This window comes from Synechococcus sp. PCC 6717, assembly GCF_022698185.1.
Classification (GTDB): Bacteria; Cyanobacteriota; Cyanobacteriia; order Thermosynechococcales; family Thermosynechococcaceae; genus Thermosynechococcus; species Thermosynechococcus lividus.
Genome location: NZ_JAKLTV010000001.1, coordinates 81,356 through 95,262, shown reverse-complemented (window position 1 = coordinate 95,262; position 13,907 = coordinate 81,356). Strand labels below are relative to the sequence as shown.

16 protein-coding genes are annotated in these 13,907 nt (G+C 54.8%); 10 read left to right on the top strand and 6 right to left on the bottom strand.

The genetic code is table 11. The features are described 5' to 3' along the window. Nucleotides 1–27: 27 nt before the first annotated feature. From L5470_RS00480 to L5470_RS00470, 3 genes are all read left to right on the top strand, one after another. Entirely contained in the window at nucleotides 28–1,917 is a 1,890-nt protein-coding gene (locus tag L5470_RS00480) for a PP2C family protein-serine/threonine phosphatase (RefSeq protein WP_499497484.1), read from the top strand. A 28-nt stretch (nucleotides 1,918–1,945) separates the two neighbouring features. Beyond that, a complete protein-coding gene (gene queA / locus L5470_RS00475; protein ID WP_499497482.1) occupies nucleotides 1,946–3,007 on the top strand; it encodes a tRNA preQ1(34) S-adenosylmethionine ribosyltransferase-isomerase QueA in 1,062 nt (353 codons plus the stop codon). Nucleotides 3,008–3,424: 417 nt separating this feature from the next. Continuing rightward, the gene (locus L5470_RS00470; protein ID WP_499497480.1) at nucleotides 3,425–3,643 is read left to right on the top strand and encodes a hypothetical protein; all 219 of its coding nucleotides are present in this window, start codon (nucleotides 3,425–3,427) and stop codon (nucleotides 3,641–3,643) included. On the opposite strand, the gene L5470_RS00465 is transcribed toward L5470_RS00470, so the two are convergent. Next, a complete protein-coding gene (locus L5470_RS00465; protein ID WP_499497478.1) occupies nucleotides 3,640–3,837 on the bottom strand; it encodes a hypothetical protein in 198 nt (65 codons plus the stop codon). The genes L5470_RS00470 and L5470_RS00465 overlap by 4 nt on opposite strands. Nucleotides 3,838–3,950: 113 nt before the next feature. Continuing rightward, complete coding sequence (locus L5470_RS00460; RefSeq protein ID WP_099799113.1) at nucleotides 3,951–4,397, bottom strand: hypothetical protein; 447 nt, start codon at nucleotides 4,395–4,397, stop codon at nucleotides 3,951–3,953. Nucleotides 4,398–4,523: 126 nt separating this feature from the next. Between L5470_RS00460 and L5470_RS00455 the strand changes: the two genes are divergently transcribed. The 6 genes from L5470_RS00455 to L5470_RS00430 are packed head-to-tail and all read left to right on the top strand — an operon-like array spanning nucleotide 4,524 to nucleotide 10,078. Further along, complete coding sequence (locus L5470_RS00455) at nucleotides 4,524–5,357, top strand: beta/alpha barrel domain-containing protein (RefSeq protein WP_099799114.1); 834 nt, start codon at nucleotides 4,524–4,526, stop codon at nucleotides 5,355–5,357. Then, on the top strand, nucleotides 5,354–6,520 hold the full coding sequence (hpnI, locus tag L5470_RS00450; protein ID WP_499497475.1) for a bacteriohopanetetrol glucosamine biosynthesis glycosyltransferase HpnI: 1,167 nt from the start codon (nucleotides 5,354–5,356) through the stop codon (nucleotides 6,518–6,520). The genes L5470_RS00455 and hpnI overlap by 4 nt, the downstream gene beginning before the upstream one ends. 52 nt (nucleotides 6,521–6,572) lie before the next feature. Beyond that, nucleotides 6,573–6,743 carry a photosystem II assembly protein Psb34 gene (gene psb34, locus L5470_RS00445; protein ID WP_099799116.1) on the top strand — a complete coding sequence of 57 codons (171 nt, stop codon included), beginning with the start codon at nucleotides 6,573–6,575 and terminating at the stop codon, nucleotides 6,741–6,743. 10 nt (nucleotides 6,744–6,753) lie between these two features. Next, a complete protein-coding gene (gene tsaB, locus L5470_RS00440) occupies nucleotides 6,754–7,362 on the top strand; it encodes a tRNA (adenosine(37)-N6)-threonylcarbamoyltransferase complex dimerization subunit type 1 TsaB (protein WP_499497472.1) in 609 nt (202 codons plus the stop codon). Beyond that, on the top strand, nucleotides 7,352–8,806 hold the full coding sequence (locus L5470_RS00435) for a CIA30 family protein (protein ID WP_499497470.1): 1,455 nt from the start codon (nucleotides 7,352–7,354) through the stop codon (nucleotides 8,804–8,806). The genes tsaB and L5470_RS00435 overlap by 11 nt, the downstream gene beginning before the upstream one ends. A gap of 12 nt (nucleotides 8,807–8,818) precedes the next feature. Further along, nucleotides 8,819–10,078, top strand: coding sequence for a metallophosphoesterase family protein (locus L5470_RS00430; protein ID WP_499497468.1), 1,260 nt, complete (start codon nucleotides 8,819–8,821; stop codon nucleotides 10,076–10,078). On the opposite strand, the gene L5470_RS00425 is transcribed toward L5470_RS00430, so the two are convergent. Further along, nucleotides 10,075–10,806: a DUF928 domain-containing protein gene (locus L5470_RS00425; protein ID WP_099799120.1), complete on the bottom strand. Its 732-nt coding sequence runs from the start codon at nucleotides 10,804–10,806 to the stop codon at nucleotides 10,075–10,077. The two genes, L5470_RS00430 and L5470_RS00425, sit on opposite strands and share 4 nt — an antisense overlap. A 55-nt stretch (nucleotides 10,807–10,861) precedes the next feature. Continuing rightward, a complete protein-coding gene (locus L5470_RS00420; protein WP_448514931.1) occupies nucleotides 10,862–11,764 on the bottom strand; it encodes a S1 family peptidase in 903 nt (300 codons plus the stop codon). Nucleotides 11,765–12,044: 280 nt separating this feature from the next. On the opposite strand from L5470_RS00420, the gene L5470_RS00415 reads away from it, so the two are divergent. Further along, nucleotides 12,045–12,344, top strand: coding sequence for a Uma2 family endonuclease (locus tag L5470_RS00415; RefSeq protein WP_198405971.1), 300 nt, complete (start codon nucleotides 12,045–12,047; stop codon nucleotides 12,342–12,344). 432 nt (nucleotides 12,345–12,776) lie between these two features. Here L5470_RS00415 and L5470_RS00410 read toward each other — a convergent pair whose 3' ends face one another. Both L5470_RS00410 and L5470_RS00405 read right to left on the bottom strand, forming a co-directional pair. Then, nucleotides 12,777–13,538, bottom strand: coding sequence for an alpha/beta hydrolase (locus L5470_RS00410; RefSeq protein ID WP_499497464.1), 762 nt, complete (start codon nucleotides 13,536–13,538; stop codon nucleotides 12,777–12,779). 33 nt (nucleotides 13,539–13,571) lie between these two features. Further along, a complete protein-coding gene (locus tag L5470_RS00405) occupies nucleotides 13,572–13,769 on the bottom strand; it encodes a hypothetical protein (RefSeq protein WP_499497462.1) in 198 nt (65 codons plus the stop codon). Between the last annotated feature and the right edge of the window lie 138 nt (nucleotides 13,770–13,907).

Below are 13,907 nucleotides of genomic sequence, written 5' to 3'. Positions count from 1 at the left end.
TCCGCTGTTTTTAGGCCGCAAATTTCCATGAACCAGCCCCTAGTCACTCTTACCTGTCCCGAGTGTGGCACGGCGAACCCCATTACTAATCAAGAGTGTAGTCATTGCCATGTCCCTCTTCTGAAGCGTTATCTGTGGGCGATTGGCTCTAGTTTAGATGGTTATAAGATCGGGGCTATTGTTGGCGATCGCTATCTGGTGCAGGGCAAACACCTACTGCTAGACCTCTTCCCCGGTGAGCCTGCCCCCGGCATCGATAACACCGTGCAACTGTATCGCCCCTACCTGAAGCTTTTTCCCAAACGTCCCCACGTTCCCGAACTATTTGGGGCACTGTCGCTAGGGGCAGGGGAATTGCTGCTGCTTGAGCACGCTCCCGTCAGTTGCATCGACATTAACGATGCCCAAAGCACCCCCGGCTTAACCCATGCTGCCCCGCTGACGAGCATTTGGCAAAAGGCTGGCGTCGTGCGGCGATTGAGTTGGTTATGGCAAATTATTTCCCTGTGGCCTGCCCTCATAGAAGAGAATGTGGCAGTTACACTTCTGAACCCCCAACTGTTGCGGGCAGAAGGCTCTTTAGTGCGGCTGCTGCAACTACAGGTTGGAGCCGATCCAACCTTGGCAATGCTGGGAGCCTTTTGGCAAAAGCACTTTGGCTTTGCAGATCGAGACAACAACTTTGACCAAGCATTTCAGACGCTGTGTGAGCAAATGCAGCACAGTCAAGACGTAACCGCAGAATCGGTACGCTCAACCATTGAAGCACTGTTTCAGCAGGCTCTGAGCCATCTAGACTATCAATACCACTATGATATTGTTACCCGCTCTGATCAAGGCCCAAGCCGGAGCCGAAATGAAGATAGCTGCTACCCGCCTCACGGTACCACCCTCAACCATGCGTCGCGGATGTTAGCCTTGGTCTGTGATGGGGTAGGGGGGCACGAAGGGGGAGACGTGGCCTCTGGTTTGGCCATTTCAATTTTAGTGGAGGCTCTGGAGCCACTCAACCTCCTCGACACGAATCCAGAAGAGGTGCAGCAGGCTATTCAAAACGCCATTCATCGCACGAACGATGCCATCAGTGCGCGTAACGATTCTGAACATCGCCACGAACGGCAACGGATGGGAACGACCCTTGTGGGCACCCTCATTGAGCACGCCAATCTTTACCTTGCCCACATTGGCGATAGTCGTGCCTACTGGATTAATCGTTGGGGCTGCTATCAGCTGACCCTCGATGACGATGTGGCAAGCCGCGATGTCCGCTTGGGGATGAGTACCTACCATCAGGCTCTTGAGCATCCCTACGGCGGCTCCCTTGTGCAAGCTCTTGGGATGGCACCGTCTCACCATCTTTACCCCACGGTGGAGCGCTTTTTGCTGGATGAAGAGGGGATCCTGCTCCTGTGCTCCGATGGCCTAAGTGACTTTAATCGGGTAGAAACCTATTGGCGTCGGTATCTCCTGCCGGTGCTCAAAGGAGACATCAGCCTTGAGGTGGCGGGCGATCGCCTCATTGAACTAGCCAATAGCGCCAATGGCCACGACAATGTCACCGTTGCCCTCATCCACTGCCACGTTAGCACCGCCCACGGTACCCTTGAGCCGGACTACAGCAGGATGGTCTGTAGCGACGAACTGCCAGAGGTAACAGATATCACCATGACCTATACTCCCCCCGAAAACCACAGCGACGACTTGGCGGTAACGGTCTCCTCGGTCGGTGAAACCTTGCTTCCCCCGCTGACGGCTTCCCCTGTCCGTCGGACAACAGCAACACGGCAACAGTGGCCGTTACTGCTGGTGCTGGTGGGTCTAATTGCCGCAGGGTTATCACTGCTGGCGGTCTTAAGTCTTAAACGCCCCCAGATGATGGATGTGAACCCTTCCCCGACGCCATTGTTGACCGATTGACAGCTCTTCTGTGCTTACTGAGGTTTTGATGAGCCTGACTGACTTTTCTCTAGATGCTTACGATTACTATTTGCCCCCAGAGCGTATTGCGCAGCAGCCTGCCACGCCTCGCGATCACGCTCGTCTGCTGGTGGTGGATCGGGAGACCGCACGCGATCACTGGTTTTACGAACTGCCGCAACTATTGCAACCGCAGGATTTGTTGGTGCTGAATGATACTCAGGTCATTCCGGCGCGGCTGATGGGGCACAAGGTGGGGGAGCCCGGCCGCAGTGTTGAGGTCTTGTTACTCGAAGAACTCAGCGATCGCCAGTGGTTGGCACTGGTCAAACCTGGCCGCAAACTTCGCCCCGGAGCAGTGATTCAACTGGGGTCATTACAGGCCACCGTACAGGCGATCGATCCTGCCACCCGCGGGCGAGTCATTGAATTTGATCTACCGCCGGGCGATCGCCTCTGGCCTTACCTCGATGAAGTGGGAGACATTCCCCTGCCCCCCTATATCCAAACCCCCATCCAAGATGCCCAACAGTACCAAACCGTCTATGCCCAACGTCCGGGGGCAGTAGCAGCCCCCACCGCAGGACTGCACTTCACCCCAGACCTCCTGAGCAAATTAGCCTATTGTGGCATTGACCACTGCTTTATTACCCTCCATGTTGGCATTGGCACCTTCCGCCCCGTAGAGGTCAACGACATTCGCCAGCACCGCCTCCACCACGAGTGGATTGAGGTGTCTGCGGCCACCGTTGCCAAAATTAAGGCGGTGCAGCGGGCGGGCGGACGCATTATTGCGGTGGGTACCACCGTGATTCGCTCCCTAGAGACCGCAGCTCAGTCCGGTGAACTTCAGCCCTTTCGCGGCAAAAGTGACCTCTATATCTACCCGGGCTATCAGCCAAAAATTGTTGAGGGCTTCATTACCAACTTTCATCTGCCGCGCTCTAGCTTAATGATGCTCGTCAGTGCCTTCATTGGGCGCGATCGCCTCTTGCAGCTTTATGACTACGCCATTGCCCAAGCCTATCGCTTTTACTCCTTTGGCGATGCCATGCTGATTTTACCGACTGCTTGGCAGAGTTCCGCGTGAGTGTGCTATCCTAAGGGCAGTTGTTTTGGAACGGTACCGTTCAGGGAGATGGAGGTGATGCCCATGGCAGATAGTAGTAAACGCTTGGGTCGTCGTTTCGGAGTACAGGGGCTGTAGCCTAGGATTGTTCTCTACTAACACTGCGGATCAACATCTGTTAAGGTGTGAGTTCTCCTAGCAGTCTTATCCAAGCACGACTACCAGACCGCTCCTAAGTCCGTACTTAGGGGCGGATGGTTTTTAGGGGTTATGTATTCTTGTTGCCAACCCAATTAAAAAATGTTTCAGAACCTTGGCGACCTGAGGGGGGCGATCTATAGTAGGGGCAACCGGAATGCTGCCATTATTTTATGTCCCAAAACGTAATCACTGTTGATAATGGCAAGCTCTGGGACTGTTGCATTCGAGAGAGCAGCCATGACGGTTCAATTTTCCAGTCGCGAAAAGCACATCAACACCCCGCAACTTCGCCCCATCAGCGGTATCAAGCTATTGCTGATTGTTTGCTTGAATATCCTGCTAGCGGGCTACGTCTTTTGGGCGTACCGCAGTGCCTACTATAACCAGTTGCCGACCCAACGAAATCCAATCTTGCAGAACCTACGGCAACGCAGTAACTCAGTAACGCCAGATTAGTAGGCTAAGGTTTCCAGAGCTTGGCGCAGGTAAGCGGTTACACAGGCATCGAGATCAAGGGGCTGTTCTAGCTTCATTGCAGAGTGCTTTTCGCTGAGCCACCGCTGAAAACCAGAACTATGGGCGATCGCCCGCTTCAAAGAGTCCCAAACCTCGCGGGAATCTGTGGCAGTTGCTGCAACGGGGATATCCATAGAGATACTCCTAGTGAGTTTGGACTCAGAAAAAGGATTTGCCTATGGTTCTACCATACCGCAGGCGTCCTAGGCGTGGTGTATGCAATGTTACGATTTGTTGCAAAAGTGGCTCACGGGACTTGTTGTAGCGTGGATTCTTGGCTAGTCCACTGTTGCATAAGGTTGGTTAGCTTTGCGATGAAGGGTTCTCCGGCAATACTGGGGTGAAATTCGCTAATGGCTGTCTCCACCTTTGGATGCGTAGGAGAAGGACATGGCTCCGAGTTTGGGATCAGGGGGGACAGGGGGTGGCAAATAATCGCTTCAAACTCACTATTAAAGTGGTAAATGGGCTGCTCACGCCGTTGCCACAATTCTAAAATTTGCTCGACAGAAATTGCTTTATAACGACCGAGGTACAGCGCTTCAATTAAGGCGAGGCGAATCCAGCGGGGCGAAAAGTGGCGCAGCCAGCGATCAAGGATGGCCTCGACGGAGGCACCATCAAGGTCGAAGCCGTACTGACGCAGCAGGCGATCAGCGACCTGAATAGCGGCATTGTCGCCAAGGTGTGCCATCTGCTAAATCTGCTTTCCTATCGTAATGGTGTCTCTATATTGCCACAACTTTCTCGTGGTAGCAGCGGGAGGTGTCTCAACCCTGATATGGTAGAAAGGCGAATTCTCAGGCGTTTCTTGCCCGATATGGTTACTGTTCACCCTCCCGAATCCCTCTTGCACGATCGCCCCTTAACCATTGCGGGACGGCAGTTTCGCTCCCGCCTCATGACTGGGACTGGTAAATACCGCTCCATCGCCGACCTCCAAGCCAGTGTAGCCGCTAGTGAGTGCGAAATTGTTACTGTGGCGGTGCGGCGCGTGCAGACCAATGCCCCCGGCCATGAAGGCTTGGTGGATGCCCTTGACTGGCAGAAGATTTGGTTACTGCCCAACACCGCTGGCTGTCAAACCGCCGAAGACGCGGTTCGGGTGGCACGGCTAGGGCGCGAGATGGCCAAGCTCCTAGGGCAAGAGGAGAATAACTTTGTCAAGCTGGAAGTCATTCCGGATCCTAAATACTTGCTGCCGGATCCCTTTGGTACCCTAGCGGCAGCGGAACAACTGGTCAAGGAAGGGTTTGCGGTCTTACCCTACATCAATGCAGATCCGCTGCTGGCCAAGCGACTCGAAGAGGTGGGGTGTGCCACAGTCATGCCCCTAGCCTCGCCGATTGGATCGGGTCAAGGCTTACGCAATGCCGCCAATATTCAGATTATTATTGACCAAGCAAGGGTGCCCGTGGTGATTGATGCTGGCATTGGTACCCCCAGTGAGGCCGCCGCTGCGATGGAATTGGGAGCCGATGCCCTGCTCATCAATACGGCGATCGCCCAAGCGGGACATGCTGCTGCCATGGCACAGGCAATGGCAATGGCAACCATAGCCGGGCGGTTGGCCTACCTAGCCGGACGGATTCCCGTTAAACCCTACGCGAGTGCTAGCTCCCCCAGTAGCGGCACGATCACAGCAGCTCCATGACCCTTGTTTTACATAGCCTTGGGGTTCTTCTTGGCCTCCTCAGCCTTGCCGGTGGCGGGTTTTACCTTGTAGCTGGGCTGCTGACGCTGCGGTTTTTCAGCAAATCGCGCCCCCAACCCCTTGATCCAGCCCCCGCTATTTCTGTGCTGGTGCCTGTGTGTGGCCTCGATCCCGGTGCATGGCAAAACTGGTCATCGTTGTGTCAGCAAGACTACCCTAACTACGAAGTGATTTTTGGGGTTCAAGATCTCAGCGATCCGGCCTTACCCGTGCTCAAAGACCTGTGCCAAACCTTTCCAGAGCGTGCCCGCTGGTACTTCTGCGACGAAATCCGGGGGATTAACCGCAAAATGAGTAACTTGTCGCAGATGTTGCCCCATGCCCACCATGAGGTGATTGTGCTGGCGGACAGTGATGTGCGAGTGACCCCCGGCTATCTCCGCCAGATTACCGCCCCCTTGGCAGACCCCTGCATTGGTGTAGTCACCTGTGGCTATGTTGACCATTCCCCAAAGCGCTTAGGTGCCGCATTCTTGGCCATGGGGCGCTGCATTGACTTTATTCCCAGCGTTCTGATTGCCCGCTTTTTAGATGGTGGCCTGCGGTTTGCCATTGGGCCAACGGTGGTGTTGCGGCGGGAAGTGCTCGAAACGATTGGCGGCCTCGAGATTGCCCTCAATCGGATTGGGGATGACTACCGTTTAGGCTACACCGCTTGGGAAGCAGGCTATCGCGTTGAACTCTCGACCTATGTGCTGGACAATGACTGTAGCGATGAATCTCTTCTCAAGGCAGTAGAGCGGGAATTGCGGTGGTGTCGCACCATTCGCTCCAATCGCGGTAAACAGTACTTTGGCATGGTGTTTACCTTTGGGACGGTGTATAGCGCCCTCCTGTGGGGGTTGCTGCCCAGCGTTTGGACGCTAACCCTCTGTTTGGCAGTCCAGGGAATCCGTTGGCTACAGGCAATCGTGAGTATGATACTCATGGGGACACCCCGCTTGCTGCTGTGGCTATGGCTACTGCCGCTGCGAGATGTGATGAGCCTGGTAATTTGGCTGTTGGGCTGTTTTGGCAACCGCATTTACTGGCGGGGACGTTGGTTACAGGTGCATCGCCATGGTCAATTACAAGAAATTATTAAGAACTCTCAGGGTGAGTAAAGTTTGCTTGCTAGAATAGCTCCACCGTAACAATTGATTGAGGTTTGTTTCGATGCCGTACACAACTGAGGAGGGCGGTCGCCTAAATAATTTTGCGGTTGAGCCAAAGGTGTATCAAGCGCAGCCGTGGACAGCCCAGCAGAAGGTACGCGCCGCGCTATTGGTGACAGGGGTGCTAGTGTTAGTGGCAGGGCTGATGGCGATCGCCGTAGGAGTCAGCTAGTCTGCTGTGTTTGGGATTCGATACCAGTGATGCCACCCTAGTGGCCGGGTTATGGGATCTGGCCACTGAAACGGTGCTGGATGTTAGGACATGGGAACTGGGGCGGCAACTGGCCACAGAACTCCATCCCTGTCTAGGGGCTGTGATGGCAGGGCGAACATGGCAGGAGTTGGGGGCGATCGCCGTGGGCTGTGGCCCGGGTAGCTTTACGGGAACACGCTTAGGGGTCGTGACAGCTCGCATCCTAGCGCAGCAGTTGGCTATTCCCCTCATTGGTCTTTCCAGCCTTGGGGTGATGGCTTGGCMCCACCGCCAGCACCTAAGGGTTAGGGATGGTGTTGTCTCACGCGCTGCACAGCAGGGTCACCAGTATGTCGGCATTTATCGCTATGAACACTCCGCCCTCAAGGCAGTGTGGGGCGATCGCCTCGTCACTGAAGCTGAATCTGAGGAGCTGCTGGCCACCTGGCCGATGCCCTACGAGGTGCTGACAGCACCCGCGCCTGCAGACTATGGCCATGCCCTACTCACATGGGCAGCTTGGCACTGGCAGGATACACTGAGGTCAGGGGGCACCCTTCCCCACTGGTCTAGTGTGGTTCCACTCTATGGCAAATAACTGGGAACTCAGTCGCTTTCTCGACACCCTACGCTTTTTTCAAACCCTACCCTTTGTGGGTAGTTTAGAGCCGCTCCGTCCCATGCTTGCCCCACTGCTTCCGGATCTATTTACCTCCCCCGCCTACCGTGGCAGTGGCTTAGTGGTAGTAACAGGAGCAACGGGCAGAACCGGTCAAGCAGTTGTCAATACTTTACTGCGTCAAGGCTATGCTGTGCGGGCACTGGTGCGCGATCGCCCCAAGGCAGAGCAAGTATTACCAACGCAATCTGCGGTGGAGATCGTCGTTGCCGATATAACCCAACCCCTGCCGGCGGATTTGATGCAGGGCAGCCGCGCCGTCATTCACTGTATCGGCACAGTGATTCAGCCCCAGCCTGATGCGCCCCCGCCGGGACTGGCAATTGTTGGCGACAGCCCCGAAGCCGTTGAATTTAACGGCATGCGCCACCTGCTAGAGCGCGCCCAGCCCTACTTTCAGCAGCAGCCCATCACCTACCCCCTGTTTGACTATCGCTATCCTACGCCTCCCCTCAAGGAGGTATGGGGGGCACTAGACGATGTTGTGATGGGCGGGGTCAGCGCCAGCCAGTTCTACCTCAGGGAACACAGTGCCCTATTTACCGGAACAGTCTCGACAGCAAATTCCGGAGGGTTTGTCTCCATTCGCACCCGTAACCTGACTCCTCCCCTCAACCTCCAAGGGTACACTGGCCTGCAACTGCGCCTGCGGGGGGATGGCCAGCGCTATAAATGTTTCCTACGCAGTGATCCGGCTTGGGATGGCGTGGGCTATGCCATCTCCTTTGACACGGTGGCGGATCAATGGATAACTGTGACCCTGCCCTTTAGCCATTTCATTCCGGTGGTGCGGGCGCGCACCGCCACGGATGCCTCTCCTCTGAATTTGGGGCAAATCTACTCGTTGCAACTCATGCTCAGTAAGTTTGAGTACGATGGTGCCCTTAACCCTCACTTTCGGGCGGGCGCCTTTAGCCTTGAACTAGAATCTATCCATGCCTACGGTGGCTCACCTCTACCCCAGATCATTCACGTGAGTTCAGCAGGGGTGACGCGCCCCGGGCGATCGGACGTAGGAGACCAGCGCCAGCCCTTAGCGGTACAGTACAACGACCAGTTGGGGGGTATTCTCACATGGAAATTGGCGGCAGAAAATATGCTCCGTCAGAGTGGCTTGCCCTACACCATTGTCCGCCCCTGTGGCCTCACTGATAACCCCGGCGGGCAACACCTGCGTCTTGACCATGGCGATACGCTGACGGGGCAACTCAGCCGGGCTGATCTAGCAGAGTTCCTTGTTGCGCTGTTAAACCTGCCCACCGCCTGCTACCGAACCGTAGAAGTGGCGGCAACAGATCAAGCCGCAGGCACCACACCTCCTTGGTCGGCGCTCCTTGCCCAACTCCCCAGCGATCGCCCCTAGGAGCATTAGACCATGCCCCGCTTTCTCCATGTGGCCGATGTTCATCTGGGGTTTAACAAGTACCGACAGGAAAACCCCGAGCGCACGCTGGATTTTTTCACGGCCTTTAACAGCAGTATTGAGCGCTATGCCCTGCAGGAGTCGGTCGATTTTGTTTTAATTGCCGGGGATTTGTTTGAGGAGCGGTTGATTACGCCAGGGATCCTCAACCAAGCGGAGTGCGTCCTAGAGAAACTCAAAGATGCTGATATTCCTGTACTGGCCATTGAAGGTAACCATGATAACTGCCCCTACGGTGTAAAAACCAATTGGCTGCGCTACCTGTGTGAACGAGGGTATTTGCATCTGCTCGAACCCGATGACACGGGCAGCCTGCAACCTTGGGATGCCGAATTGGCACGGGGGGGCTACATTGATCTGCCCTGCGGGGTGCGGGTGATTGGCTCGCAGTGGTACGGTGCCAGTGCGCCGCAAGCCATTAAGCACTTAGCCAGCCAAATTCAAACCCTGCCCCCAGCGCCGGGAACCACTATTATGCTGTTTCACCATGGCCTCGAAGGCCAGATTGCGCGCTACCAAGGGGCATTGCGCTACAACGATCTCCTGCCGCTGCGGCAGGCGGGGGTGGATTATTTGGCGCTAGGACATATCCACCGCTTTTACACCGTTGAAAATTGGATTTTTAACCCCGGCTCTGTCGAAGCCAACTCCATTGCCGAGAATCAAGAACAAACCCCCCGGGGGGTGCTCTTGGTAACGATTGACAATGGGCAGATCACAGCAGACTTAAAACGGGACTATTGGCAACGGTCGATTCACCGCTATCGTTTGAAGCTAACCCCCAATGACACCGCAGCCAACGTTAAGGCGAAACTACAGACTTTGCTAGAGCAACACCAATCTGTACTGCCAGAGGCAATTGTCGAAGTACGCCTCGAGGGGAATGTGGGCTTTGAGCGCAGTGAACTAGGGGTGCGATCGCTCCAGCAACAATTACAGGATCAATCGGGTGCCTTTATTTTCCGGCTCGTGTTTGCTGCTGCCCCTGTGAGCTACCAGAGCTATCAAGGGGAGCTAGGAGAGGTGCCCCAACGCGCCACTATTGAGCAACAGGTCTTTGCCGATCTGCTCGCCAGTGTGGCGGAGTACCGCGAGCAGGCCGAACCCCTTGCCCAGGAATTAATGCACCTCAAAGCCCAGCTTCTTGATGGCAGCAGTAGCATTGATGATCTCTACGATCGCCTTGGCAGCGTTATCCCTCCCAAGGCTTAAGGTTGGGGTGGAAATGCCAGCACCGGTTCATTGACAAGCTGGGGTAACTGCACCGCTGGGGACTGCAGCAAGGCTTGCCATTTTTGCTTCAGGGCGGCATCCTGCGGTTGGGCGAGGCGTTCCTGAGCCAGTTGATTGAGGGCATCGTACCAGTAACCAGCGGCAGCAAATGCCCCCGCAGCGTCAGTAGCGGCTTGCAGATTCCGTTGTTGCTGAGGGCTAGGAGCCATAGGACGAAGCCAGCTGGCTGTTTTCACGGCAGTGGTGCCGTTACTACAGGTGAGGGTCAGTTGCCATTGGTAGTCCACGCCATCCTTGAGGGACACATTTGCCAGCGGCCAACCAATAATGCCAGCGGTAGTGGGGGCAGGGCGTTGCTGGCTGTATAGCTCTGTTCCTTGGGTATCTAGGAGGGTGAGGGTGAGGGTTGCACCAGTATTGGCGGGGACATAGCTATAGAGGGTTGGCGAGGGGGTACTACTGAGGCCATTATTATCCTTTGGCACCAGCGCCACCACGGTTTGCTGCGGTTCCACAATACAACTGTCGGTACCACCTGTACTTTCGCGCAGTAGGGTCGGACGGGCAATGCGGGTGGCGGCCCCTTCACGATTACCGGGCTTGCCAATGTTTGCAGGAGGACGGTAATTCGCCCACGACGCTTGGGCGATCGCCCCCATTAGCACCATAGCCAAACTGAAGGGAAGGGCAATTAGCTTTATGCTCATAACAACTAATCCTCAACAATAACAGCATCCACTGATTGATTTTTCAACAGGGACACTAGAAGCCAAAAATACTGCGTATCACCCCAACACCCGTATTCACCGTATTCAGAATTGAATTAATGTTCTCAATACGATCGCGACTGTCGGGTTGAGCGGGCTGCGTGACCACCACTGGTGCACTGGTGTCAGCAAGCACCTGATTATCTACCTGAAGGGACAAAAATAACCCTGCCGCTGGGGCGCTGGTCAAAAAGGTATTGATGGGAATGGCGTAGTTAAACCCCGGTTTAATGAGGCTAGCAATGCTGGAGGCTGCTTCGGGACTTAACCCTTGGCGCTCAAGGGTACGGGGGTCTTCAGTGTCCCCTAGTCCATGCACCGCCACAACCCGACCTGCGCCATCCAACACCGGCCCGCCACTCATCCCCCGCCGTGTAACGTTGGTGTAAATCATCTTGTAGCCGTCAATCGGCTCAATTAAAAAGCCAGAAATGCGGCCATCCGTAAACTGGCGCACCAGTTGACCACTGCCACCCGGCTGCGGCCAGCCAGAAATAAATACCTGCGCCCCCTCTTTGGCTAGATCGGAGTTAGTGAGGGTGGCAACGTCATAGGTGCGATCGCTGGTAAACTCGACAACCGCCAGATCGCTGTTGGGTAAGAACTTGATGGTTTTGAAATCAATGGCATAGGCTTGTTGATCCACGGGAATCACCCGATAATTATCCTTACGATTCACCACATGCTTGGCGGTGAGAACATAGTAGGTGGAACCTGAGCGGGAAATAATGGCACCAGAGCCGTGGGAGTCTTTGCCCACAATCAGTACGGTAATGTTGCGAGCAATTTCGTTAATGCGCTCTCCGCTCAAGGGTTGCACCTGCGCCCAAGTGGGGAGGGGTGCCACTAAAATACTGGCAGCGGCGATCGCGCCCATGCCGACCCGTGAATACCACATATGCCCTAACTCACAAAACCACAACGTTAGGACGATTGTAAACGGCAAGCAGTTCCTCTGCGGTGATGGCGATCAACGTTCTGCTCGAAGCGATGCGCTAGCATACTCTAGATTTTTTGCTAGGAATAAAACAGGCTAGAAAATAACTTGCCAACCTTGGCTCTGAATACACGGTGTAGAACGTGTTTACGGTGTGGCACAGCATGACCGTCGAGAGCATTTGCAGGGGCTAAGCCATGAGGTTTAGGCTGATATTAATGCTTTAGGATTAGAGATTCTTATGGTTGCAGCCAAAGAACAGCAGCGGTACTTTACCCCTGAAGAGTATTTTGCTTGGGAAGAACACCAGCTAGAAAAGCACGAACTGATCGATGGCCAAGTGTATGCGATGACTGGCGGCACGCAAAATCATAGCGCGATTAAATTAAATATTGCAGGGTTGATCAAAGCCCACTTGCGCGGCAGTAAATGCCGTGTGTTCAATTCCGATTTGAAGGTTAATATTCTCCATACAACTAACTATACCTATCCAGACTTGAGTGTGACTTGCGATGAGAGGGATCAAGTGCATCCCTTATAGGAGTGATGTGGGCGGGCTAAAACCCCTCCGCTTTAGCGAGGGGATACAGCCAACTCAGGGGGCTTTAGCCCTCTCTATGTGTTAAACTAGAGACGTGGAAAGTAGGCGTATCAACTACGCGAAGAAACATCCTAGTACGGAGAAATCCCGGCAAGTAAGTCACTACCGCTTTGGCGGCAAGCCTAAACCACTGCAAGCAATGGCAGGATGTTGAGCGTATCGAATTGGCTAGTGTTGAAAAGCGCGAAACCACGAACCGAAACGTAAACGTAGTCCCAATAGCAGAAATGCTTGAGGTGAGTAGGGGGTCTTTGACTGCCCCCACCCGCATTAAGTTGTGGGTGACAGCTCAAGGGAAAAGCGAAGCAACGCGGCTTCAGCCCGTTGCGTAGCATCCTTTGGGAATCCCCTCTCTTTCAAGGAGGAGAGAAGTCAAGCTCCCAAAAATTTCGCCACTTTGGCGATCACGTCATCTCGTTCATAATCTAAGGGAATCAAATGATTAGAGCGCTGTAGCCAGTACAGTTCCTTGTGGGCGCTCCCTAATTGGTCATAGATCTGCTGTGCGCCTTGCGGGTCAACCGTGCTGTCGGCGAGGGTCTGCAGGATCAGCGTGGGGGTGGTAATTGTCGGCAGTTCCGTCTCAACTTGGGCAATAAGGTCAAGGGCGCTACCCACGGCACTCAGGTTAAAGCTTTTGAAAAATGCCGCCGCTTCTGCCTGTTGGCGCATCTGGGGATCCCGCAGGGGGAGGGCGCGGCGCGGCAGGTGCGGTACCCAGCGGGCAATGGCCTTGACCAGCGGTTCTGCTGGCAGGGGGGCAAACCACGGGCGATAAATCCGCAAAAAGGGGCACAGCAGCACTAGCTTTGTCACTGGCTGGCTGTGGGCTAAATGTAAGGCTAAGGTTGCCCCTGTCGAAAAGCCAATGACGGCAATGGTCTGAAAATGGCTCTGGAGTTCCCTAAAGGCTGCTAGGGCGGCAGCGTACCACTCTGGCCACGTGGAGGGAGGCATCGGCTCAGCGGGGCGATCGTGCCCCGGATAAAGAATCCCCCGCACTGTAAACCCCTGTTCGTAGAGGGCTTGGCCTAAAAGCTGTAGTTCGTAGGCACCCCCACCCAGCCCATGGAGGAGTAAGCAGGCACAGTTCGTTTCTTCGTGACTATAGAAAAAAGGGACATTCACCAGCATGGGCGCGCCCCAGACATATCCACCTGCTGTAGGCTAGCTCGCGTAACTTTGGCGGGAAACGTGCTTTTCAAAGGTGGCTTGGGTTTGATGGAGCAGTTGCTCGCGGCTATCGGTTGTGTGCTTGAGCGCCGGAACCAGATTACGAGCTTGGAGTGCCATGTGCAGTTGCAGGTGGGCAACGTACTCACTCAAATCTTCGCGGAGCAGCGGATGGGTTTGATGCACAGACACAGTGTTCTCCTTACGCTTATGTTCAACAGTGCTGACCATGAAAACATCAAAAGATGCTAGGGAAAGCAGTGAATGAATCGTGTGCTCGGCAGTTAACGCGGGACAGTTAGCAACCTGACCCTTTTAGAGGTTAACATT

Excerpts from the sequence above, each read along its gene's own strand:
- L5470_RS00480 (WP_499497484.1), top strand. The coding sequence starts at position 28 with ATGAACCAGCCCCTAGTCACTCTTACCTGTCCCGAGTGTGGCACGGCG.
- queA (WP_499497482.1), top strand. The coding sequence starts at position 1,946 with ATGAGCCTGACTGACTTTTCTCTAGATGCTTACGATTACTATTTGCCC.
- L5470_RS00470 (WP_499497480.1), top strand. The coding sequence starts at position 3,425 with ATGACGGTTCAATTTTCCAGTCGCGAAAAGCACATCAACACCCCGCAA.
- L5470_RS00465 (WP_499497478.1), bottom strand. The coding sequence starts at position 3,837 with ATGGATATCCCCGTTGCAGCAACTGCCACAGATTCCCGCGAGGTTTGG.
- L5470_RS00460 (WP_099799113.1), bottom strand. The coding sequence starts at position 4,397 with ATGGCACACCTTGGCGACAATGCCGCTATTCAGGTCGCTGATCGCCTG.
- L5470_RS00455 (WP_099799114.1), top strand. The coding sequence starts at position 4,524 with ATGGTTACTGTTCACCCTCCCGAATCCCTCTTGCACGATCGCCCCTTA.
- hpnI (WP_499497475.1), top strand. The coding sequence starts at position 5,354 with ATGACCCTTGTTTTACATAGCCTTGGGGTTCTTCTTGGCCTCCTCAGC.
- psb34 (WP_099799116.1), top strand. The coding sequence starts at position 6,573 with ATGCCGTACACAACTGAGGAGGGCGGTCGCCTAAATAATTTTGCGGTT.
- L5470_RS00435 (WP_499497470.1), top strand. The coding sequence starts at position 7,352 with ATGGCAAATAACTGGGAACTCAGTCGCTTTCTCGACACCCTACGCTTT.
- L5470_RS00430 (WP_499497468.1), top strand. The coding sequence starts at position 8,819 with ATGCCCCGCTTTCTCCATGTGGCCGATGTTCATCTGGGGTTTAACAAG.
- L5470_RS00425 (WP_099799120.1), bottom strand. The coding sequence starts at position 10,806 with ATGAGCATAAAGCTAATTGCCCTTCCCTTCAGTTTGGCTATGGTGCTA.
- L5470_RS00420 (WP_448514931.1), bottom strand. The coding sequence starts at position 11,764 with ATGTGGTATTCACGGGTCGGCATGGGCGCGATCGCCGCTGCCAGTATT.
- L5470_RS00415 (WP_198405971.1), top strand. The coding sequence starts at position 12,045 with ATGGTTGCAGCCAAAGAACAGCAGCGGTACTTTACCCCTGAAGAGTAT.
- L5470_RS00410 (WP_499497464.1), bottom strand. The coding sequence starts at position 13,538 with ATGCTGGTGAATGTCCCTTTTTTCTATAGTCACGAAGAAACGAACTGT.